This is a genomic window from Streptomyces sp. NPDC055140 (assembly GCF_053607285.1).
On sequence record NZ_JBSGTG010000007.1, the window covers coordinates 91,975 to 114,511 of the forward strand.

14 protein-coding genes are annotated in these 22,537 nt (G+C 71.0%); 1 reads left to right on the plus strand and 13 read right to left on the minus strand.

The window, feature by feature from the left end; translation table 11 throughout:
- Positions 1-118: 118 nt before the first annotated feature.
- From ACWFR4_RS15940 to ACWFR4_RS15950, 3 genes are all read right to left on the minus strand, one after another.
- The gene (locus ACWFR4_RS15940) at positions 119-3,892 is read right to left on the minus strand and encodes an Rne/Rng family ribonuclease (protein WP_453652910.1); all 3,774 of its coding nucleotides are present in this window, start codon (positions 3,890-3,892) and stop codon (positions 119-121) included.
- 237 nt (positions 3,893-4,129) lie between these two features.
- Positions 4,130-4,936 (minus strand): TIGR03936 family radical SAM-associated protein, encoded by an 807-nt coding sequence (locus tag ACWFR4_RS15945; protein ID WP_116513004.1) that lies wholly within the window; start codon positions 4,934-4,936, stop codon positions 4,130-4,132.
- 46 nt (positions 4,937-4,982) lie between these two features.
- On the minus strand, positions 4,983-6,752 hold the full coding sequence (locus ACWFR4_RS15950) for a hypothetical protein (RefSeq protein WP_453652912.1): 1,770 nt from the start codon (positions 6,750-6,752) through the stop codon (positions 4,983-4,985).
- 146 nt (positions 6,753-6,898) lie between these two features.
- Between ACWFR4_RS15950 and ACWFR4_RS15955 the strand changes: the two genes are divergently transcribed.
- On the plus strand, positions 6,899-10,030 hold the full coding sequence (locus ACWFR4_RS15955; protein WP_453652914.1) for a phosphocholine-specific phospholipase C: 3,132 nt from the start codon (positions 6,899-6,901) through the stop codon (positions 10,028-10,030).
- Between the two features lie 63 nt (positions 10,031-10,093).
- Here the strand turns inward: ACWFR4_RS15955 and ACWFR4_RS15960 are convergent, their stop codons facing one another.
- From ACWFR4_RS15960 to folC, 10 genes are all read right to left on the minus strand, one after another.
- Positions 10,094-12,025, minus strand: a complete 1,932-nt coding sequence (locus tag ACWFR4_RS15960) for a TIGR03960 family B12-binding radical SAM protein (protein WP_453463519.1) — start codon at positions 12,023-12,025, stop codon at positions 10,094-10,096.
- Positions 12,026-12,065: 40 nt separating this feature from the next.
- Positions 12,066-13,571: a CYTH and CHAD domain-containing protein gene (locus ACWFR4_RS15965; RefSeq protein WP_453463516.1), complete on the minus strand. Its 1,506-nt coding sequence runs from the start codon at positions 13,569-13,571 to the stop codon at positions 12,066-12,068.
- 61 nt (positions 13,572-13,632) lie between these two features.
- Positions 13,633-14,829 (minus strand): rod shape-determining protein RodA, encoded by a 1,197-nt coding sequence (gene rodA / locus ACWFR4_RS15970; RefSeq protein WP_453463514.1) that lies wholly within the window; start codon positions 14,827-14,829, stop codon positions 13,633-13,635.
- A gap of 4 nt (positions 14,830-14,833) precedes the next feature.
- Complete coding sequence (gene mrdA / locus ACWFR4_RS15975) at positions 14,834-17,014, minus strand: penicillin-binding protein 2 (protein ID WP_453652916.1); 2,181 nt, start codon at positions 17,012-17,014, stop codon at positions 14,834-14,836.
- 47 nt (positions 17,015-17,061) lie between these two features.
- Positions 17,062-17,736 (minus strand): rod shape-determining protein MreD, encoded by a 675-nt coding sequence (mreD, locus tag ACWFR4_RS15980; RefSeq protein WP_453463508.1) that lies wholly within the window; start codon positions 17,734-17,736, stop codon positions 17,062-17,064.
- A gap of 12 nt (positions 17,737-17,748) precedes the next feature.
- Positions 17,749-18,696: a rod shape-determining protein MreC gene (mreC, locus tag ACWFR4_RS15985; protein ID WP_453463505.1), complete on the minus strand. Its 948-nt coding sequence runs from the start codon at positions 18,694-18,696 to the stop codon at positions 17,749-17,751.
- Between the two features lie 145 nt (positions 18,697-18,841).
- Complete coding sequence (locus ACWFR4_RS15990; RefSeq protein ID WP_059131610.1) at positions 18,842-19,861, minus strand: rod shape-determining protein; 1,020 nt, start codon at positions 19,859-19,861, stop codon at positions 18,842-18,844.
- Positions 19,862-20,176: 315 nt separating this feature from the next.
- Positions 20,177-20,590, minus strand: a complete 414-nt coding sequence (ndk, locus tag ACWFR4_RS15995) for a nucleoside-diphosphate kinase (protein ID WP_100594213.1) — start codon at positions 20,588-20,590, stop codon at positions 20,177-20,179.
- 49 nt (positions 20,591-20,639) lie between these two features.
- Positions 20,640-20,993: a DUF4233 domain-containing protein gene (locus tag ACWFR4_RS16000; protein ID WP_453463502.1), complete on the minus strand. Its 354-nt coding sequence runs from the start codon at positions 20,991-20,993 to the stop codon at positions 20,640-20,642.
- 6 nt (positions 20,994-20,999) lie between these two features.
- Complete coding sequence (gene folC / locus ACWFR4_RS16005) at positions 21,000-22,511, minus strand: bifunctional tetrahydrofolate synthase/dihydrofolate synthase (RefSeq protein WP_453463499.1); 1,512 nt, start codon at positions 22,509-22,511, stop codon at positions 21,000-21,002.
- Positions 22,512-22,537: the final 26 nt, after the last annotated feature.

A 22,537-nucleotide genomic window follows, 5' to 3' on the forward strand; every position in this document is an offset into this window, starting at 1 on the left:
TTGGCCGCTCTCCAAGAGCAGGGTGCGTCCAGTCGGAGTTACGTGACCTGCGACACGCCGACGCCCCCGTTCCGCGTAGTGCGGCTCGGGGGCGTCGGATCCGGATCTACCGCGTTGCTCAGGCCTCGTCGGCCGCGGCGGAGACGGACGGCTGAGCCTGCTGCTCGGCCGCCACGGTCTTCTTCGCGGTCGCCTTCTTGGCGGCGGTCTTGGTCGCCGCCTTCTTGGCCGTCGTCTTCTTCGCGACCGTCTTCTTGGCCGCGGTCTTCTTGGTGGCGGCCTTCTTCGCCGTCGCCTTCTTGGCCGTCTTACGGGCCGTCTTCTTGGCGGCGGGCGCCTCCTCGGCGGCCTCGGACTCGGCCTGCTCCGGCTCGGCCTGCGCCTCCGTGGCCGACGGGACGACCACGACGGCCGTCTCCTCGGACGCGGTGGGCGCGGTGGCCTTGCGGACGGCGCGGCGACGCGGGCGGGCCGGAGCCGCGCTCTCGACGGGCGCCTCGGCCTTCTCCTCGGCCTCAGCGGCCTTGGGCTCCTCGGCCACGACGGGCTCCGCCTCGGGCTTGGCGGGCGCCGTGACGGTCACCTCGGCCTCGGCCTCGGCGGCGGCCTTCGGCGAACCGGCCGGGGCCGTCGCCTTACGGGTCGCCCGGCGGCGCGTACGCCCCTTGGGAGCGGCTTCCTCGACCGGGGCGGGCTCCGCCACGACCGGCTCGGCCACGACGGGCTCCGCCTCGGCCTGCGGGGCCTCAGCCTGGGGAGCCTCGACCTGCGGGGCCTCCACCTTGGCGGCCTCCTTCGGGGCCGCCTCGCCCTTGGGCGCGCCGGCCGGAGCCGACGCCCTGCGGGTAGCCCGACGGCGAGAACGGCCACCACGAGCCGCGGCCTCCGCCTCGGCGGGGCTGCTGTACAGCTCCTCGTCGGGCACGAACTCGGGCTCGGCCAGCGCGACCGGGGCCGCGACCTCGGCGGCGACCTCCGCCTCGGTCTCCACCTCCGTCTCCAGCGCCGCCTCGTGGTCGTGCTCGTGCACGAGCTCCGCGCCGTTGCCGCCACGGCTGCGCTTCTTGCGCTTGCCGCCGCCACCGGCGGAGGTGGGCTGCTCCATGTGGACGATGACACCGCGGCCGTTGCAGTGGACGCAGGTCTCGGAGAAGGACTCCAGGAGGCCCTGGCCCACGCGCTTACGGGTCATCTGGACCAGGCCGAGCGAGGTGACCTCGGCCACCTGGTGCTTCGTCCGGTCACGGCCCAGGCACTCGAGGAGCCGGCGCAGGACCAGGTCCCTGTTGGACTCCAGGACCATGTCGATGAAGTCGATGACGACGATGCCGCCGAGGTCACGCAGGCGCAGCTGGCGCACGATCTCCTCGGCCGCTTCGAGGTTGTTCCTCGTCACGGTCTCTTCGAGGTTGCCGCCCTGGCCGGTGAACTTGCCGGTGTTGACGTCGACGACGATCATCGCCTCGGTCTTGTCGATCACCAGCGAGCCGCCGCTGGGCAGCCAGACCTTGCGGTCGAGCGCCTTGGCGAGCTGCTCGTCGATCCGGTACGTCGCGAAGACGTCGACCTCGGAGGTCCACTTCGAGAGGCGGTCGGCCAGGTCGGGCGCCACGTGGTTGACGTATCCGTGGATGGTGTCCCACCCCTCGTCACCGCTGACGATGACCTTGGAGAAGTCCTCGTTGAAGATGTCGCGCACGACGCGGACCGTCATGTCCGGCTCGCCGTACAGCAGGCTCGGCGAGCTCGTCGAGATCTGCTTCGACTTCTTCTGGATCTCCTCCCACTGGGCCTGCAGACGCTCGACGTCGCGGCTCAGCTCCTCCTCGCTCGCGCCCTCGGCGGCGGTGCGCACGATGACGCCCGCGTCCTCGGGGACGATCTTCTTGAGGATGGTCTTCAGACGCGCGCGCTCGGTGTCGGGCAGCTTGCGGCTGATGCCGGTCATCGACCCCTCGGGGACGTAGACCAGGTAGCGGCCGGGCAGCGAGACCTGGCTGGTCAGGCGGGCGCCCTTGTGGCCGATCGGGTCCTTGGTGACCTGCACGAGGACGGACTGGCCGGACTTGAGGGCGGTCTCGATGCGGCGCGGCCCGTTGGCCATGCCGAGCGCCTCGAAGTTGACCTCACCGGCGTAGAGCACGGCGTTGCGGCCCTTGCCGATGTCGATGAAGGCGGCCTCCATGGACGGCAGCACGTTCTGGACCTTGCCCAGGTACACGTTGCCGACGTACGAGGTCGACTGCTCCTTGTTGACGTAGTGCTCGACGAGGATGTCGTCCTCGAGCACGCCGATCTGGGTGCGCTCGCCGTGCTGGCGGACGACCATGACGCGCTCGACGGCCTCGCGGCGGGCCAGGAACTCGGCCTCGGTGATGATCGGCACACGCCGGCGGCCCTGCTCGCGGCCCTCGCGGCGGCGCTGCTTCTTCGCCTCGAGACGCGTCGAGCCCTTGATGGACTGCACCTCGTCGGCGCCGGTGCCCCGCTCCTCCTGCTTACGGGGCTCGCGGACCTTCACGACCGTGCGCTCGGGGTCGCTGTCGCCCGGCTCGCCGTCGGTGGAGGCGTCACCCGCGCGGCGACGACGGCGACGGCGGCGACGGCTGCTGCTGGAGCCGGACGGGCCTGACTCCTCGTGCTCGTCGGCCTCGTCGGCCTCATCGCTCTCGTCGGTGTGCTCGGCGCCCTCGTCGGTGGGCTCGGTCTCTTCGTCGGTCTGCTCGTCGGACTCGGCGTCCGCGGAGTCACCGCGACGGCGCCGACGGCCACCACGGCGCCGACGGCGCGTGGGGCGGTCGCCCTGCTCGTCGTGGTCCTCGTGGTCCTGCTCGCCCTCGGCGTCCTCGGCCTCGACCGGCTCCTCGACGGCGGCGGGCCGCTGCGGCTCGGCGGCCGGGGCGGCGGGCTGCTCCTCGGCGGCGCGGCCACGGCGACGGCGACGGCGGGGCGTCTCCTCCGCGACCACATCGGCCACGGTCACGGCCTCGACGGGAGCCTCGGCCTCGACCGGCTCCTCCTCCACCGCGGCCTCGGCGGCGGCCGCTGCGGCGGCGCGCTCCGGGGTCTGGAACATCGGCTCGGCGAAGACCGGCGCCTGGAAGACGGCGACGGACGGCCGCGCGGGACGGCGCGAGCCCTTCGTGCCCTTGGTCTCGTCGGCGGCGGGCTCGGCGGCGGCGCGCGCGGCGGCCTTCTTGGCGGAGCGCTGCGCGGGCTCGGAGAAGCCGACCGCGGCCTTGCGGGTGGCGCGGCGGCGGGGGCGGCGCCCGCCTTCGGCGTCCTCGTCGGACGCGGCGGCGGGGGCCTCGGTCTTGGAAGCCTCGGTCTTGGGTGCCTCGGTCTTGGAAGCCTCGGTCTTGGGTGCCTCCGACTTCGGGGTCTCCGTCGCGGCGGGCTCGGCGGCGGCCACGGGCTCGGCCTGCTCGGGCGCGCCGGCGGGGGCGGTGGAGCGGCGCGTGGCACGGCGGCGGGTACGCCCGGCGGGCGCGGCCTCCGGCTCGGCGGCGGGCTCCTCCGCGGCCACGGCGGGCGCGACGGCAGCGGGCTCGGCCTCGGCCTCGGCGCTCTCAGCCGCGTCGGGAGTCTTGGGTGCGCCGGCGGGCGCTGAGGCGCGGCGGGTGGCACGCCGGCGCGGGCGCCCGGCGGGTGCGGCGTCCTGCGCGGGCGCCTCGGCGGCGGCCGCGCCTGCCTCTGTCTCTTCGGCCTCGTCGGCGACGGGCTCGGCCGCGGCCTTCACGGCCGGGGCGGTGTCGGCGGCGGCACCCGTGGGCGGGCCCGCGGGGCGCGAGGCCGCACGGCGCCGGCGGCGCGGCGGCAGGGTGTCGCTGGGGCTGTTGTTGTCGGTTCCCACGGACGATGACGTCTCAGTGGGTTCGGTCGGCTCGAGCATGCGGGTGGATCTCCCGTCAGGCTCCCGGGCGCCGCGCCTGGTCCGGTGACGTCCGCGGCTCGCGCATTCATGCGCGGTGCCGCCGTCCGGGGCGCGGGCGCCGCACGGGAACTCTCTGTCTGTTCTCGCCGGTTCCGTACGCCATGTGTGCGTACGGCCTGGCGAAAGTCCTTGGGTTCGTGCGCTGCCCGACCCAGGTGGCTCCCGAGTACGAGGGCGGCGCTTCGACGACCGTCCTTACGCGGAACCTGGCACCGGCGCCGTCGCGGCGGCAGCTGCGGCGCTCCCCCCGCTTGCGGGAGGTGCGGCCTCGACTGCCTCGCGGTCGGGCGCGAGCGGGTCGGTCACCGTGCCGGTCTCTTCATCGAAAAGCCCCTGCGCCAGCCTGGTCACCGCTGCGGGGACCGGCGGCGCCAGGTCGGCCACAGCTCGGAGACCGGACAGAACGTCGTCGGGTCGAACGGCAGGCGTCACGTGCCGAACAACCAGGCGCAGTATCGCACAGGCCTTGTCGGTCGGCCTATCAGCCTGGGCGTCGTTCGCCTGCGGGGCCTCGGCGGCCTCGAGGCTCACGACGGCGGCGCGGGCGTCGAACGTCCGCATCCCGTTCTTGGTCCTTCGCTGGACCTCGACGGCCTCCGCCGCGACGAACGCGTCCGCGGCGGCCTTGGCCTCAGCGGCGTCGACGCCGTCGAGCCGCAGCTCCCAGACCGATGCGGTGAGCCGGTCGGCGAGGCCCGAGGTGCGGGACTCGACGGCCTCGATGATGTCGAGCCCCGTGGGGAGCGACTCGTCGAGGAGCTCGCGCAGCGTGTCCGGATCGCGCGCTTCGGTGAGCGCGATCTCCAGATACTCGGCTTCGCTGCCCGTGCCGGTGGGTGCGGCATTGGCGTACGACACCTTCGGGTGCGGCGTGAACCCCGCCGAGTACGCCATGGGCACCTCGGCACGGCGCAGCGCACGCTCGAAGGCGCGCTGGAAGTCACGGTGGCTGGTGAACCGGAGGCGGCCGCGCTTGGTGTAGCGCAGTCGGATGCGCTGCACCGCGAGTGCGGGCGGCGGGCCTTCGGGCTGTCGCTTGCCCAGTGTTCTAGTCCTTCGTGAGAACGGTCGTACTGCTACCTAGAGTACGTGCCTGAGGCGGGCCAGGTTCCCGCCGGTCCCCGACCAGCGGTTCGGGCTCCGCCCGTTTTGCTCCGAAGAGCGCCCGGCGGACGTCGGCCCTGGCCTGGCGCACGCTCTCGCGCGCGACCGTGAGGGCCTGGCGCGCGGTGCGTCCCGCGTCCTTGACCGCCCGGGCCGCGGGCCGCCACACGGAGTCCCGTACGAGGTGTCCCAGCGGGGTGCACACGTTGCGGTACGCCCAGCGCACGGGGTCCACGAAGATCCACCGCAGGAGCCGGCCGAGGAACCGTCCGACGGCCCGTGACATGTGTCCGGCAACACGCCACGCGTGCCCGAGCGCGTCGCCGGTCTCCCGTACGAGGACGACGACCGCCCGCCCGACGGGCACGAGTACCCAGCGCCAGAGGGCGACGGCGGGCACGACGAAGATCCACCGTACGAGGGTGACGGCGACGGTCCAGACCCCACGCCCGAACCATGCGACACCGGCCCACACGCCACGCCCGAGCCACGCGAGCCCGGACCACGCGCCTCGGCCGAGCCACACCAGGCCCGCGCCCAGCGCTCGGCCGGCGAGGGCGAGGTGGGCCCCAACCAGCTTGAAGAGAAAGGCAGTTGCGCGTCCGGCAGGTGCGAGTGCGCGGGTGTGGAACCAGACCCAGGGCCAGACGAAGAGGGCCTTGGCGAGCCAGACGACGGCGGTCGCCGTGCCGCGCGCGAGGAGAGCGACGCCACAGCCGAGTGGGGTCAGTGCGTGTGCGTAGAGCCACACCGCGGGCACGACGACGAGGGCGCGCAGCAGTGCGGCGAAACCTGCCCCCAGGGCGCGGCCCGCCGCCGCGAGGCCCCGCGCCAGCCAGGCGATCCCGCCGCCGAGAGGCACGAGCACGCGCGCGTACAGCCACACCCACGTCCAGACGAAGAGCGCCCGCAGCAGCCACACACCGCCCACGCGCAGGGCGCGCCCGACCGCGGCGATCCCGGCCCAGGTGGCGGAGGCGAGGCGCGCGACGCCCCGGCCCACGGAGGCGAGACCCGCCCCGGCCCCCCGCAAAAGCCACCCGATCCCCCGCCCCACCGCGACAACCCCGCCCCAGACGACGGAGGCGAGACGCGCGATCCCTCGGCCCACGAAAGCGAGGCCCGTCCACACACCCCGCGCCAGCCACGCGATCCCGCGCCCGGCCGGTGTCAGCACCCGGAGGTACCACCAGGCGACCGAGGCCACGACGCCCTTCCACCACACCCACAGCGCGACGGCCCGCACGCCGCGGCCGACCGGCGCGAGGACGTAGCGCCACAGCGCGACCCACGGCCGGACGAAGAGCGCTTGGCCGGTCCAGGTCAGCGCGACGGCGAGCCCCCGGCCGGCCGGAACCAGCACGCGCCTCCACAACGCCACCCACGGCCACACGAACAGCGCCCTGCCCAGCCACGCCAGCGCGGCGCCCACGCCCCGCGCCGACGGAGCCAGTACGCGCACCCAGAGCCACACCCACGGCGCCACGAACACCGCGCGCAGCAGCCGTCCGGTCCCGCGGGCCAGGGGCACCAGGCCACCACGCCACACGACACGGCCGCCGGCGGCGACGGCGTCCCAGGCCAGGCGGATCGGTACGACGAGGACCAGGACGACGATGCGCACCGGGATGCGGATCGCGGCCACGAGGCAGCCCTCGGGCGGCTGTTCAGCGGCCTCGGGCTCCGCGGGCGTCGGGCGCTTCTCCCAGTCCATGCCTTCCAAGACGCCGGAGCGCGGCATACGGATCCGCGTTACGGGAACTTCACGCACACCTCTGGCCACGGCCACTTCTGTCTCGTATTCATAACGGGTCTGGGCCAAACAGGCCGCCTGCAGAAGGACGTTGGAGGACACCCCCGATGAGCACGAGCTCACCGCACCCCGAGGACAGACCCGAACTCTCCCGCCGCACCCTCATCGGCGGCGCCGCGGCCGCCGGTGTGCTGGCCGCGCTGCCGCTGAGCCTGCGCACCGCGCTCGCCGCGCCGGGCAGGCCCGGCACGCTGGAGGACATCCAGCACGTCGTGGTGTTCATGCAGGAGAACCGGTCGTTCGACCACTACTTCGGCACGATGCAGGGGATACGGGGGTTCGGTGACCGCGCCGCCGTGCGCGGGATCAACGGCAGGCCCGTGTTCCACCAGCCCGACCCGTCGCGCGCCGAGGGCTGGCTCGCGCCGTTCGCGATGAACGCCGCGCACACCAGCGCCTATCAGCAGGGCGCCGCCGCCTTCGGGTTCGGCGACTCGATGAACGCCCGCAACGACGGCATGGCCGACGGCTACGTCACCCGGCGCGGCAGCGGCTGGCTCGGCCAGGGCTACTACGAGCCCGCCGACATGCCGTTCTACAACGCGCTCGCCTCGGTCTTCACCATCTGCGACCACTACTACTGCTCGACCGAGACCAGCACCAACCCCAACCGCGAGCACCTGATGACCGGCACCAGCGGCGGCACGGTGCGCGACATCGCCGTCGTCGACAACCAGGAGCCCGGCTTCGAGTGGACGACCTACGCGGAGCGCCTCGAAGCGGCGGGCGTCAGCTGGAAGACGTACCAGGCGCAGGAGAACTTCGACGACAACGCGCTCGCCTGGTTCAACACCTTCCGCGCGGCCAAGCCCGGTGAGTCGCTGTACGAGCGCGGCATGAAGAAGGTCGGCAACCCGGCGCAGACGAACGACCCGTGGGCGATGGGAGACGCGCTGGTCGCCGCGTTCGCCGAGGACGTGAAGAACGACACGCTGCCGCAGGTCTCCTGGCTCGTCGCGCCGGCCGCGCTGTCCGAGCACGCCAGCTACGCGCCGCCGCACGGCGAGGATCTGACGGCGCGTCTGCTGTCCGCGCTCGCCGACAACCCGGAGGTCTTCGCCAAGACCGCGTTCATCCTGAACTACGACGAGCACGGCGGCTTCTACGACCACCTGGTCGCGCCCGTGCCGCCGGTCGCCGAGGGCCGCGGCCGGTCGACCGTGACGCCCGACGGCGAGGTCGTGGTGCGGGTCAGCAAGGGCGGCTCCACCTTCTACCGGCCCGTCAACCAGCGGGGCCAGTACCGCGTGAAGGGTGCCGACGGGTCGCTGACCTGGTCCGACACGCTGCCCGCCGGTGAGACGAAGGCCGCGGGGCCCTTCCCGCTCGGGCTCGGCATGCGCGTACCGATGATCGTCGTGTCGCCATGGACGCGCGGCGGCGCCGTGGCGTCGACGGTGTGCGACCACACGTCCGTCATCCAGTTCCTGGAGAAGCGCTTCGGGGTGCGCGAGCCCAACATCAGCCCCTGGCGCCGCGAGATCACCGGCGACCTGACCGACGTCTTCGACTTCTCCGGCAAGAACCCGTCGTGGCCCACGCTGCCCGACACCAGCGGCAACCGCCAGAAGGTCACCGACACCGGCAAGCTGCCCGCGCCCACCGTGCCCAAGCCGCAGCTCCTGCCCGAGCAGCAGCGCGGCAGCCGCACCGCCCGCCCCACCCCGTACGACCTGCGGGTCATGCCCCGCGTGCGCGGTGGCAAGGTCACTCTGGACCTCGCCAACCACGGCCGCCAGGGCGCCGTCCTCGCGGTGTACCCCGAGCCCGGTATCGCGCCCAAGCACTACACGCTGGGCCCCAAGTCGAAGCTGTCCGACGTGTGGAGCCCCGGCGACAACGGCTACGACCTGCGCGTCCACGGGCCGAACGGCGCCCTGTGGCATCTGCGCGGCGACGCGGCGGGCACATACGAGGCGCACCTGGAACTCACCGACGACGGCCGCGGCGCCGACGTCGAGGTGACCAACCACGCCCGCACCGCCCGCACGTTCCTCGTCGGCGACCTCGCCTACGGCGGCGGCACCCGAGAGTTCCGCGTCGGCGCGGGCGCACACCGCACCGTCCGGATCCGCGTGCCGCGCGAGGGCTGGTACGACGTGGCCGTCACCGTGCGCGACGAGCCCGGCTTCCTGCGCCGGTACGCGGGCCGGGTCCCCGGCAAGCTCGAAGGCGTCACCGACCCCGCGATGGGACTGCCCGACGCGCTCGGCGTCACGGTGTCCCTGGAGGCGGCGTCGACCACGATCGACGAGGCGATCCTGGTTCCCGGCAAGGCCGCCCGCGTCCGCGCGCGGTTCGACGCGACGAGCCCCGTGTCCGAGATCGAGGCGCACCCGGTGGTGCCCAAGGGCTGGGCGGTGAAGGCGGTTTCGGCGCCGCCGGCCTCGCTCGCGGCGGGCGCGTCGGTGACCGCCGAGTGGGAGGTGCAGGTCCCCGGCGACCTGTCGGGCGCGGCCGCGTACCGGCTGCTCGTGACGGCGCGGGCCCGCTCCGGCGAGCGGTTCGTCCTGGCCGACGGCGAGGTCTCGGCGCGTACCGCCCCGTCCATGGCGGGCCATCTGCTCGGCGAGGACTTCGAGTCGGTGGCGGACTCGCTGGAGCCGGTGTCGGGGGTCGTCGGCTGGACGGCGAAGGCCCCGAAGGGCTGGTCCGTGGTGAACGCGGCCGGTATGCCGCAGGGCACCGCCCGCCTCCAGGGCTGGACGTTCCACACCAAGCGGGCCTGGTCACCGGCGGGTCAGGACCGGGGCGGCTTCGGCCGTGCGCTCGGCGTCGTCGCGGTCGCCGACCCGGACGACTGGGACGACACAGGATCGCCGTCGTCGAAGGGCACGTTCGACTCGACGCTCGTCTCCCCCGCGGTCCCGGTCCCGTCCGGCACGTCGAAGCTGTACGTGGCCTTCGACTCGCACTACCGCCAGGAGGCCCCGCAGAAGGCGGCGGTGACGGCGGTCTTCGACACGGGCGAGGAGACGCGCCTCCTCCACTACAGCGCCGACGCGACGGGCAACGACAACGCGGGCCACGACGCCGAGAACACCTTCGTGACGAAGGAACTCCCGGTCCCGGCGGGCGCGAAGACGGTCACCCTGAAGTTCCGCATGTACGACGCGGGCAACAACTGGTACTGGGCGGTCGACCACGTCCGCGTGGACGACAAGCCGATCACGGCCTGACATGAGTGAGGGGCCGGGACACCATGACGGCGTCCCGGCCCCTCAACTCCCACTGTTGGTGCGCTACTTGACGACCGTCAGCGGCAGCAGCTTCTTGCCCGTCGGGCCGACCTGGATGTGCGTGTCCATCTGCGGACACACCCCACAGTCGAAGCACGGCGTCCAGCGGCAGTCCTCGACCTCGGTCTCGTCGAGCGAGTCCTGCCAGTCCTCCCAGAGCCAGTCCTTGTCGAGACCGGAGTCCAGGTGGTCCCAGGGCAGGACCTCCTCGTACGTGCGCTCACGCGTCGTGTACCAGTCGACGTCGACACCGAACTCGGGCAGCGTCTTCTCGGCGCAGGCCATCCAGCGGTCGTAGCTGAAGTGCTCGCGCCAGCCGTCGAAGCGGCCGCCGTCCTCGTAGACCGCGCGGATGACGGAGCCGATACGGCGGTCACCGCGGGAGAGCAGGCCCTCGACGATGCCGGGCTTGCCGTCGTGGTAGCGGAAGCCGATGGAGCGGCCGTACTTCTTGTCGCCGCGGATCTTGTCGCGGAGCTTCCCCAGGCGGGCGTCCGTCTCGGCGGACGACAGCTGCGGGGCCCACTGGAACGGTGTGTGCGGCTTGGGCACGAAGCCGCCGATGGAGACCGTGCAGCGGATGTCGTTGCCCGCGACCTCACGGCCCTTGGCGATGACGTTCGCCGCCATCTCCGCGATCTGCAGGACGTCCTCGTCGGTCTCGGTGGGCAGGCCGACCATGAAGTACAGCTTCACCTGACGCCAGCCGTTGCCGTACGCCGTGGCGACGGTCCGGATGAGGTCCTCTTCCGAGACCATCTTGTTGATGACCTTGCGCATGCGCTCGGAGCCGCCCTCGGGGGCGAAGGTCAGGCCGGAACGGCGGCCGTTGCGCGTGAGCTCGTTGGCCAGGTCGACGTTGAACGCGTCCACACGGGTCGACGGCAGCGACAGGCCGATCTTGTCCTCGGTGTACCGGTCGGCGAGGCCCTTCGCGATGTCACCGATCTCGGAGTGGTCGGCGGAGGACAGCGAGAGCAGGCCGACCTCCTCGAACCCGGTCGCCTTGAGACCCTTCTCGACCATGTCGCCGATGCCGGTGATGCTTCGCTCCCGCACGGGGCGCGTGATCATGCCGGCCTGGCAGAAACGACAGCCGCGGGTGCAGCCGCGGAAGATCTCGACGGACATCCGCTCGTGGACTGTCTCGGCGAGCGGGACGAGAGGCTGCTTCGGGTACGGCCACTCGTCGAGGTCCATGACGGTGTGCTTGCTGACGCGCCACGGCACGCCGGACCTGTTCGGCACGACGCGGCCGATGCGGCCGTCCGGCAGGTACTCGACGTCGTAGAACCCGGGGACGTAGACACCGCCCGTCTTCGCGAGGCGGAACAGCACCTCCTCGCGGCCGCCGGGGCACCCCTCGGCCTTCCAGGCGCGGATGATCTCCGTCATGTCGAGGACGGCCTGCTCGCCGTCACCGATGACGGCGCAGTCGATGAACTCGGCGATCGGCTCGGGGTTGAAGGCCGCGTGGCCGCCCGCGAGGACGATCGGGTCGTCGATCGTGCGGTCCTTGGCCGCCAGCGGAATGCCGGCGAGGTCCAGGGCCGTGAGCATGTTCGTGTAGCCGAGCTCGGTGGAGAAGGAGAGCCCGAACACGTCGAACGCCTTGAGCGGCCGGTGCGAGTCCACGGTGAACTGCGGCACCTTGTGCTCGCGCATCAGCGCTTCCATGTCCGGCCAGACGCTGTACGTGCGCTCGGCGAGGACGCCCTCGCGCTCGTTCAGCACCTCGTAGAGGATCATGACGCCCTGGTTCGGGAGCCCGACCTCGTAGGCGTCCGGGTACATGAGCGCCCAGCGGACGTCTGAACTCTCCCACGGCTTGACGGTGGAATTGAGCTCACCGCCCACGTACTGGATCGGCTTCTGCACATGCGGGAGCAAAGCTTCGAGCTGTGGAAAAACCGACTCTGCGGCTTCGGCAGGCATACCCGGGACCTTCGTGAGCTGACAAGGGTGACTGTCAACCCTAACTCGGCCAGGAGACAGCCTTCGCCCACAGCGGCGGCAGCTCCGCCTCGGCCCGCTCGGCGAGCGCCTCCTCGCGCCCGTACAGCAGCCCGTACGTGAAGGAGCTCTCCCCCGCCGTGTGGGCCTGCGCAGCCAGGTCGCGCAGCGCCTCGCGCGCCATCACGCTGTCCTGGTGCTCGCCGAGCAGGGTCTGGAGCGCCTTCGCGTGCTTGCCGACGTCCTTCGCGTGCTCGCCGAGCGCGGGCGCGGCCACCTCGGCCGCGTACCGGGTGCGCTTGGCGGCCTTGCGGGCGTCGTGCAGGGCGAGGTCCCGCGCCCGGCCAGGATCCTCGGCGAGCGCCTCCTCGACGCGTCCCGCGAGCCGCTTGTAGTCCCGCAGCACGGCCTTCGCCAGGGCGTCCTCCGGCTGCTCGGCCCGCAGCGGGGGCGCGTCGACGAGTGCGTCGAGGGCGGCGAGGAGCGCGAGATATCGCTTGCCGTCGAGCACGGCGATCAGATGGCGGCGCGAGCCGGAGCGCCGGGCCCGCGACCAGGTCCGCAGCCGGGTGCGGACGGGGCCTGTGGACAGCTCGCGCGGCAGTGCGCCGAGGGCCGCGGTCAGCCGCTCGGTCAGGACCTCCTGGTCGCGGTCGATCCCGAGCTCACCGGCGACCCACTTCAGCTCGTCGCCGATCGGATCCGTCACGGCCCGGTCGAGGATCTTGCCGTACGAGCGCAGGGCGCTGCGCAGCCGGCGGGTGGCGACGCGCATCTGGTGCACCGCGTCGGGCAGGTCGCGCCGGACGGCGGGGTCGAGGTCGACGATCGCGTCGCGCTGGTCCCTGAGGTAGGCGAGGACGTGGTCGGCGGGGGTCTCGGGGTCGGCGGCGGGCCGGGGCGGGCGCGGGCCGATGCCGGTCTCCGTGAGCGCCCGCGCGAGCTTCGACGGGGAGGCCGAGCGGCTCGCGCCCGCCTTGCGGAGCTTCTTCTCGACCTTGCCGAGGAACGCCGGATCGCCGCCGTCCGCCAGCTCGACCTCGATCTCGGTCCAGGCGGCGGCGCCGGCCCCGCCGATGAGCCGCTCGGCCCGAACGCCGTCGACGCTGACCTCGGCGAGGAGCGCGCCGTCGGCGCCGGTGAGATCGCGGACGTCGCGCGAGGAGCGCAGCCGCATCAGGGGTACGAGATCGGCCTCGCGCACCCGGGAGCGCACGAGGCCGGTGAGGTCGCGGGGCACGTCGTCGGAGAGCGGGGCCCGGATCTCGTCCCGTACGCCTTCGGCGAGGGAGACGGGGAGCTTGAGGTGCCAGCCCGCGTCGGCACCGCCGGTGCGCCGCCGCAGCGTGATCGCGGCGGCCGCGAGCCGCTGGTCGACGGTGTCGTAGTAGACGGCGTCGAGGTCGACGACGCCCTTGTCGATGACGGCCGAGACCCCGGCGACACCGCTCAGATCAGGCAGCCCGAAGCCTTCGTCGCCCACGGGCGCCTCGTACTTCCGCTCGATCTCGCGCTTCGTCTCCGCCATGAAGCGAATTTAGTCGCGAATCCGGATTCTGGGCAGACCCCCTGGCGGACCAGGCTCTTCCCTAAGCCGACATGGGCCTTTGCACGCGGATCGACTGGAGGAGCCCGATCGCCACCCAGACGGCGAACATGGACGATCCTCCGTACGACACGAACGGCAGGGGCAGGCCCGCCACCGGCATGATGCCGAGCGTCATGCCGATGTTCTCGAAGGCCTGGAAGGCGAACCAGGCGATGATCCCGGCGGCGACGATCGTGCCGTAGAGCTCGGTCGTCTCGCGGGCGATGCGGCAGGCGCGCCACAGGACGACGGCGAGCAGGACCAGGATCAGCCCGGCCCCGGCGAAGCCGAGCTCCTCGCCGGCGACGGTGAAGACGAAGTCGGTCTGCTGCTCGGGGACGAACTGGCCGGTGGTCTGGGAGCCGTGGAAGAGGCCGGTGCCGGTCAGGCCACCCGAACCGATCGCGATGCGGGCCTGGTTCGTGTTGTAGCCGACGCCTGCCGGGTCGAGCGCCGGGTTGGCGAAGGCGGCGAAGCGGTTGATCTGGTACTCGTCGAGGACGCCCAGCCGCCAGACGGAGATCGCGCCGAGCACACCCGCGCCGAGCAGGCCGAACACCCAGCGGTTGGAGGCGCCGGAGGCGAGCAGCACACCGAGCACGATGACGGCCGCGACCATGATCGTGCCGAGGTCGGGCATGAGCAGCACGACGAGCATCGGGACGGTAGCGAGGCCCAGCGCCTGCAGTACCGTGCGGTGGTCGGGGTACTGCTTGTCGCCCGCGTCGACCCGTGAGGCCAGCAGCATCGCCATGCCCAGGATGATCGTGATCTTGGCGAACTCGGCGGGCTGGAGCGACACTCCGCCCGCGGACAGCCAGTTGCGCTGTCCGTTGATCGTGTCGCCGAGCGGGGTCAGCACCAGCAGCATCAGGAAGACCGAGGCGCCGTAGAGGATCGGCACGGCCGTGCGCAGGGTGCGGTGGCCGAGCCAGATCGTGCCGATCATCAGGGTCAAGCCGATGCCGGTGTTCATGAGGTGCCGGAACAGGAAGTAGTACGGGTCGCCCTGGTTGATCACGGTGCGGTTGCGGGTCGCCGAGTAGACGAGCGCCGAGCCGATGAGGGACAGGGCGAGCGACGACAGGAGGATCGGCCAGTCGAGGCGGCGTATCACCGAGTCCCTGGCCATGAGCCGGGACAGGGTGGAGCGCTCGGGTCCGTACCCGGAGACGGAGAAACCGTTGGTACCGGCCATGGTGTCAGTGCCGCCTTCCGGTCACCGGGGTGCCGAGGACCGCCGCCAGTTGCGGCGTGGGCGACGGGCTCGGGTCGGCGGGCTTGTAGGGCTTGATGGTCGGCGCGTCGATCGAACCGTCCTGCTGGACCTTCGGCAGGTTCTTCTCCGGCGAGGGCAGCAGGGCCTTCTTCTTGTCGATCGTGCCGTCGGCGGTGACGCCGTACAGCGCGTTGTAGATCTTGCGGACGGCCTCACCGGAGGCTCCGGAGCCCGTACCGGCCTGGGAGATCGTCATGACGACCGAGTAGTCCTTGGAGTAGGTGGCCAGCCATGACGTGGTCTGCTTGCCGTAGACCTCGGCGGTGCCGGTCTTGGCGTGCAGCGGGATCTTGTCCTGGGGCCAGCCGCCGAACTTCCAGGCGGCGGTACCGCGGGTGACGACGCCGGCGAGGGCGTCGTCCATGCCCTTGAGGGTCGCCTTGGTGATCGGGAGCTTGGCCTTGACCTGGGGCTTGATCTCCCTGACCGTCTTGCCGTCGGCGCTGATGATCGCCTTGCCGATGGTCGGGACGTACTCGGTGCCGCCGTTGGCGAGGGCCCCGTAGATCATGGCCTCCTGAACCGGCGTGAGGAGGGTGTCGCCCTGGCCGATGGAGTAGTTGATCGAGTCGCCCTCGCGCATCTTGTTGCCCTCGAGGCAGTTCTCGTAGGCGATCTTCTCGACGTAGGTGCCGTCCTTCTTGCCGGTCTTGCACCAGCTGTCCTTGTTGGCCTCCCAGAAGGCTTTCTTCCACTGACGGTCGGGGACGCGGCCCGTGACCTCGTTGGGAAGGTCGATGCCGGTGGTCTTGCCGAGGCCGAACTGGTGGGCGGCCTTGTAGAAGTAGTCCTTGGGGGTCCCCTTCGGGTTGATGCCGCCGTCCCTCTTCCACTCCCGGTCGGCGAGGCCGTAGAAGACTGTGTCGCAGGAGACTTCCAGCGCGCGGCCGAGAGAGATGGGGCCGAAGTTCTCCCCCTCGAAGTTCTTGAAAACCTGGCCGCCGACCGAGTAGGAGCTGGTGCAGGGGTAGTCGCCGTCCCACTTGTAGCCGGCTTCGGCAGCGGCGGCCGTGGAGATCACCTTGAACGTCGAACCGGGCGCGGACTGACCCTGAATGGCCCTGTTGAGCAGGGGGTAGTCGGAGCCCTTGCCGGTGAGCTGCTTGTAGTCCTTGGCGGAGATGCCGCCGATCCAGACGTTCGGGTCGTACGACGGTGCGGACGCCATGGAGACGATCCGGCCGGTCTTGGCCTCCATGACGATGACCGCGCCGGAGTCGGCCTTGTAGTTCTCGCCGGTGATCTTGTCGAACTGCTGGCGGGCGGCCTTCATCGCCTCGCTCAGCTCGCGCTCCGCGACGCCCTGCACGCGCGCGTCGATCGAGGTGACGACGTTGGCTCCGGGCTCGGCCTTGTCGCTCTTGGCGCGCCCGATGACGCGGCCGAGGTTGTCGACCTCGTAGCGGGTGACGCCGGCCTTGCCGCGCAGCTCCTTGTCGTAGGTGCGCTCCAGGCCGGAGCGGCCGACCTGGTCGGAGCGCAGGTACGGCGACGAGGTGTCCTTGGCCTTCTCGATCTCGGCGTCGGTGACGGGCGAGAGGTAGCCGAGGACCTGCGCGGTGTTGGAGTCGCCCGGTCCCGCGTAGCGGCGCACGGCCTCGGGCTCGGCGGTGATGCCGGGGAAGTCCTCGGAGCGCTCGCGGATCTGGAGGGCCTGCTTCGGTGTGGCCTCGTCCGTGATCGGGATGGGCTGGTAGGGCGAGCCGTTCCAGCAGGGCTGCGGCGTCTTGGCGTCGCAGAGGCGGACCTTCTCCGTGACGTCACCGGACTTCATCCCGAGGACGCCGGCGAGCTTGGCGAGAACGGCCTTGCCGTCGTCGGGCATCTTCATCAGGTCCGTGCGGGACGCGGAGACGACCAGGCGGGTCTCGTTGTCGGCGATCGGCACACCGCGGGCGTCCAGGATCGAGCCGCGCACGGCGGGGCTGACGACCTGCTGGACGTGGTTGCCGGAGGCCTCCTTGGCGTACTCGGCGCCGTTGCGGATCTGGAGGTACCAGAGGCGGCCGCCGAGGGTGAGCAGGAGGGAGAGGACCAGGATCTGGAGGATGACGAGCCGGATCTGGACGCGTGGGGTCCGCCCGGTCTCGGGAATGTTGGTCATGCTGCCTCCCCCTCCTCAGTGCGTGTACGCGGTGATGTGCGCGGCGGTCACAGGCGCTTGACCCCCTTGATGCGGCCGGCCCGCGCGGTGCGCGCCCTGGTGGCCTTCAGGCGGAGTCCGCCGCGCTGGTTGCCGATGCGCAGGCCGGTGCCGGAGGAGAGCCAGCCGGCGGTGACGTCGGTGACCTTGCCGGCGCCGGGCGAGGAATCGGCGAGCGGATCATTGTCCCCGCGTCTGGCCAGGGCGATGATGAACGGCACGGTGAACGGCGCGAGGAGCAGATCGTAGAGCGCGGCCGTGAACAGCAGGCTGCCGATGCCCACATGGCGGGCTGCGGTGTCGCCGACGAGGGCGCCGACACCCGCGTAGAGCAGGGTCGAGCCGATGGCCGCGGCGACGACCACGACCATCGGGCCGAAGGCGGACCTGAGTTGGCCGTTGTCCGGCTTGGCGAGGCCGACGAGGTAGCCGACGACGCACAGCACGAGGGCGTAGCGCCCGGCGGCGTGGTCGGCCGGCGGCGCCAGGTCGGCGAGCAGACCCGCGCCGAACCCGATGAACGCGCCGCCGACATGGCCGTACACGAGGGCGAGGCCGACGACGGTCAGGAGCACGAGGTCCGGCACGGCGCCGGGCAGTTGGAGACGGGCGAGTACGCACACCTGGACGACCAGGGCGACGATCACCAGGGTGGTGGAGAGCAGCAACCGGTTGAAGCGCATGGGATCCAGCTCCTACTGCTCGTCGATGCCGTTGGCGTCGGCCGGGGGCCCGGACGGCGTGGCCGTGACGGTGACGGTGGGCGTCGGCTTGGGCTTGGCCGGCTTGGACGGCAGCACCTCGTCGCGCGGATCGGTGCGCGGAGCCTGCACGACCACGCCCACGACGTCGAGCTTGGTGAATCCGACGTACGGCTTCACATAGATCGTCCGGGTCAGGTCGCCGCCGGCCGGATCGACGCGCACCACCTGCCCCACGGGCACGCCGGGCACGAACGGCTTGTCGGCCTGGGACCCGAAGGTCACCAGACGGTCGCCCTTCTTGACCTGGGCCTTGCCGTTGAGGAGCTGCACGCGCAGCGGCCGGTCGCCCTGTCCGGAGGCGAAGCCGAGCTCGTCGGTGCGCTCCATGCGGGTGCCGACGGTGAAGTCGGGGTCGTTGGCGAGCAGGACGGTCGCGGTGTTGGGTCCTACGGTGGTCACGCGCCCCACGAGCCCGTCCCCGTTCAGAACGGTCATGTCGCGCTTGAGGCCGTCGTTGGCGCCGGCGTCGATGGTGACGGTCCAGGAGAACCCCTGGGCTGCTCCTATGGCGATGACCTGGGCCCCCTTGATGCCGTACTGCCCTGCGCCCGCCGTCTTCAGCATGGAGTCGAGCTGGCGGATCTTGCTTCGGTTGCGGTCGTCGCTGCCGAGCTTCGCCTTCAAGGCGGCGTTCTCGCGCTCCAGTTCGCTGACGCGGTTGTGCCGCTCACCGGAGTCCTTGACGGCAGCTATGGCGTTGCCGATCGGGTCGACTGCGCTGGAGACGCCGTTCTCCACGGGGCCGAAGACCGTGGCGGCGGCCTGGCGGGCACCGTCGACCGGCGAGTCCTCCCCACCGCGGATGTCCACCGTGATCAGTGCGAACGCGATGGCGATCAGCAGCACCAGGAGCAGCCGGCTCTCTCGTGTGTCCCTCACGTGCGGCGGCCGTGCCTTCCTCAATCGGATTCTGCGGAAACCCTGAGGTACCGCAGGTTATGGGGAATTCCTACGCCTTGCCTATATATCAACGATCCGCCGTACGAAGTGGCAGGCACTCGTACGGCGGACGTCTCGCGTCGGGTCATCTGCGCGGCTGGGCGTCCAGCACCTGCTGGAGCGCCTCGAACTCCTCGACACACTTGCCGGAGCCGAGCGCCACGCTGTCGAGGGGGTCCTCGGCGATGTGGATCGGCATGCCCGTCTCACGGCGCAGCCGCTCGTCGAGGCCGCGCAGCAGGGCGCCGCCACCGGTGAGCACGATGCCCCGGTCCATGACGTCGCCCGACAGCTCGGGCGGGCACTTGTCCAGGGTCGTCTTGACGGCGTCGACGATCGCGTTGACCGGTTCCTCGATCGCCTTGCGCACCTCGGCGGCCGAGATGACGACGGTCTTCGGAAGTCCGGACACGAGGTCGCGCCCGCGGATTTCGGTGTGTTCGTCGGAGTCGAGGTCGTACGCGGAGCCAATCGTGATCTTGATCTGCTCGGCAGTCCGCTCACCAAGAAGCAGCGAGTACTCCTTCTTGATGTGCTGGATGATCGCGTTGTCCAGCTCGTCCCCGGCGACCCGGATGGACTGTGCTGTGACGATTCCGCCGAGCGAGATCACCGCGACCTCGGTGGTGCCGCCGCCGATGTCGACCACCATGTTGCCCGTGGCCTCGTGGACCGGGAGGCCGGAGCCGATGGCCGCGGCCATGGGCTCCTCGATGATGTGCACCTGGCGGGCACCGGCCTGCGAAGAGGCCTCGATGACCGCGCGGCGCTCGACACCGGTGATGCCGGAGGGCACACACACCACGACACGGGGGCGAGCGAGGTAGCGCCGCTTGTGGATCTTCAGGATGAAGTAGCGGAGCATGCGCTCGGTGATCTCGAAGTCGGCGATCACGCCGTCCTTCAGCGGTCGCACGGCGACGATGTTGCCCGGCGTGCGGCCGATCATCTTCTTGGCTTCGGCGCCGACAGCGAGGATGCCACCGGTGTTGGTGTTGATCGCGACGACGGACGGCTCGTTGAGTACGATCCCGCGACCCCTGACGTACACCAGCGTGTTGGCGGTCCCGAGGTCGACAGCCATGTCACGGCCGATGAACGACATTGAGTTCCCCATCAGGATTCGTCTGGCCTTCCCAAGTGGAGCGTTTGATGGCTTGTTAGGTAGGCGAGGTGGGTGCGAGTGGCGTGGAGGCTTACATCGTAGTCTCGCCTGCACGAACACGGCGCGAGGGTCTTCGCCATTGTCAGCAGATGAATCCCCGCTCCGCTAATGGGGACGTGCCGACGGAGTGTCGCGTTCCCCCGATGGGGGCGCATATGCCAAAAGGCGGCCGAATTTCTCCGGCCGCCCCTGTTCAGCAGCACTTCGCAACTGACGCAGCGTCAGAAAAAGAACTTTCCGGTCTCACGGACCGGACTACACCTGTCCAGGGAAGAAGATCTTCAGCTCGCGCTCGGCCGACTCCTCCGAGTCCGAGGCGTGGATCAGGTTCTCGCGGACGATGGTGCCGAAGTCACCGCGGATGGAGCCCGGAGCGGCGGCGATCGGGTCGGTCGGGCCGGCCAGCTGACGCACACCCTCGATGACCCGCTCGCCCTCGACGACGAGAGCCACCACGGGCCCGGACGCCATGAAGGCGACCAGCGGCTCGTAGAAGGGCTTGCCCTTGTGCTCGCCGTAGTGCTGCTCCAGGGTGTCCTGGTCCAGGTTCCGCAGCTCCAGCGCGCTGATCGTCCAGCCGGCCTTGCGCTCGATCCGGCCGATGATCTCGCCGACGAGACCGCGGCGGACGGCGTCGGGCTTGAGAAGGACAAGAGTGCGCTGACTCATGGTGCGGCTCCAAAATCTTCGTGGGATGTCCGCACGATACCGGGCACGGCTACGCGGTGTTACCTCCGGCCTCGGCCTGGGCGGCCCACCTGGCCTTGGCCTCGTCGATCCTGCGGCCGAAGTGGACGGAGGCCCACCAGAGCCCGGCGAAGCAGAGACCCAGGATGAACATCATCGGCACGACGAACCCGCTGGCGACGAGCGCCGCTTGAAGCACCCACCCCAGCTCGATGCCGCCGCGCCGCCCGAGCGCCCCGCACAGCAGCACCGACAGCAGCATGGCGGCACCGCACACGCCCCACACGACCCCGCCCGAGAGGTCGGGGTCCTTCATGGCGACGAGTCCGGCGAAGCCGATGACGAAGAACTCACCGATCAGGGTCGATGAACACAGCACGCGCACAGCCGATCAGCCCTTCCCCAACAGCAGCCGGGCCTCGCCGACAGTGATCACGGACCCGGTGACGAGCACACCGCCGCCGGCGAACTCGCCCTCTTCCTCGGCCAGCGTGATGGCGGCCTCGAGAGCGTCGTCGAGGCGGGGCTCGACCTGCACGCGCTCGTCCCCGAAGACCTCGACCGCGATGGCGGCGAGCTCGTCGGCGTCCATCGCGCGATGGCTGGAGTTCTGCGTGACGACGACCTCGGCGAAGATCGGCTCGAAGGCCTCCAGCACCCCGCGCACGTTCTTGTCGCCGCTCGCTCCCACGACTCCCACCAGCCGGCTGAAGTCGAAGACCTCGCTGATGGCCTCGGCGGTGACGCGGGCGCCGGCCGGGTTGTGCGCGGCGTCGAGCACCACGGTGGGCGAACGCCTCACGACCTCGAGCCGGCCGGGCGACGTGGCGCCGGCGAAGGCCTGGCGGACGGTGTCCACATCGAGCAGCCGGGCCTGCTCGGCCCCGATCCCGAAGAAGGCCTCGACGGCAGCCAGCGCGACAGCCGCGTTGTGCGCCTGGTGGGCGCCGTGCAGCGGGAGGAAGATCCCGTCGTACTCACCGCCGAGCCCGCGCAGGGTCAGCAACTGCCCGCCCACGGCGACCTGCCGGGAGACGACGCCGAACTCGAGCCCTTCCCGGGCCACGGTGGCGTCCACGTCGACGGCCTTCTTCAGGAGCACCTGAGCGGCGTCGACGGGCTGCTGCGCCATGATCACCGTGGCGCCCTGCTTGATGATCCCGGCCTTCTCCTGGGCGATCTCGCCAGGGGTGGAGCCCAGCCGGTCGGTGTGGTCCAGATCGATGGGCGTCACGACGGCCACCGAAGCGTCGATCACATTGGTGGCATCCCAACTGCCGCCCATTCCGACCTCGACGACGGCGGCATCGACCGGCGCGTCGGCGAAGGCGGCGTACGCCATCCCCGTGAGCACCTCGAAAAAGGAAAGCCGGAATTCCTCTTTCTGGTCGACCATCTCCACATACGGGGCAATGTCCCGATAGGTCTCGATGAACCGCTCGTAGTCGATCGGCGCACCGTCGAGACTGATGCGCTCGGTGATCGACTGGACGTGAGGCGACGTATAACGCCCGGTGCGCAGCTCGAAAGCGCCGAGAAGGGACTCGATCATGCGGGCCGTGGACGTCTTGCCGTTCGTCCCCGTGATGTGGATCGAGGGATAGGCGCGCTGCGGGTCACCGAGCACGTCCATCAGAGCCGCGATACGCGAGACGGACGGCTCCAGCTTGGTCTCGCCCCACCGCCCCGCGAGCTCGGTCTCGACCTCGCGCAGGGCTTCGGCCACCTGGGGATCCTGCGGCCGCCCGGGCACGCCGTCACCCTGCGGAGCACCCCCTTGCGTCCGGAGGGTACGGCTGCCGGCCTCGATCAGTGCCAGATCGGGGTCACGCTCGGTCTCGGCGTCCACGATGTCGTCGAAGCCGTCGGATTCGCCGCTGTCGCGCGGGGGGAGCTCACTCACACACGCCAGTCTACGGAGAACCACCG

Coding starts and splice junctions, on each gene's coding strand:
- ACWFR4_RS15940 (WP_453652910.1), bottom strand. CDS start 3,892: ATGCTCGAGCCGACCGAACCCACTGAGACGTCATCGTCCGTGGGAACC.
- ACWFR4_RS15950 (WP_453652912.1), bottom strand. CDS start 6,752: ATGGACTGGGAGAAGCGCCCGACGCCCGCGGAGCCCGAGGCCGCTGAA.
- ACWFR4_RS15955 (WP_453652914.1), top strand. CDS start 6,899: ATGAGCACGAGCTCACCGCACCCCGAGGACAGACCCGAACTCTCCCGC.
- ACWFR4_RS15960 (WP_453463519.1), bottom strand. CDS start 12,025: ATGCCTGCCGAAGCCGCAGAGTCGGTTTTTCCACAGCTCGAAGCTTTG.
- ACWFR4_RS15965 (WP_453463516.1), bottom strand. CDS start 13,571: ATGGCGGAGACGAAGCGCGAGATCGAGCGGAAGTACGAGGCGCCCGTG.
- rodA (WP_453463514.1), bottom strand. CDS start 14,829: ATGGCCGGTACCAACGGTTTCTCCGTCTCCGGGTACGGACCCGAGCGC.
- mrdA (WP_453652916.1), bottom strand. CDS start 17,014: ATGACCAACATTCCCGAGACCGGGCGGACCCCACGCGTCCAGATCCGG.
- mreD (WP_453463508.1), bottom strand. CDS start 17,736: ATGCGCTTCAACCGGTTGCTGCTCTCCACCACCCTGGTGATCGTCGCC.
- ACWFR4_RS15990 (WP_059131610.1), bottom strand. CDS start 19,861: ATGTCGTTCATCGGCCGTGACATGGCTGTCGACCTCGGGACCGCCAAC.
- ndk (WP_100594213.1), bottom strand. CDS start 20,590: ATGAGTCAGCGCACTCTTGTCCTTCTCAAGCCCGACGCCGTCCGCCGC.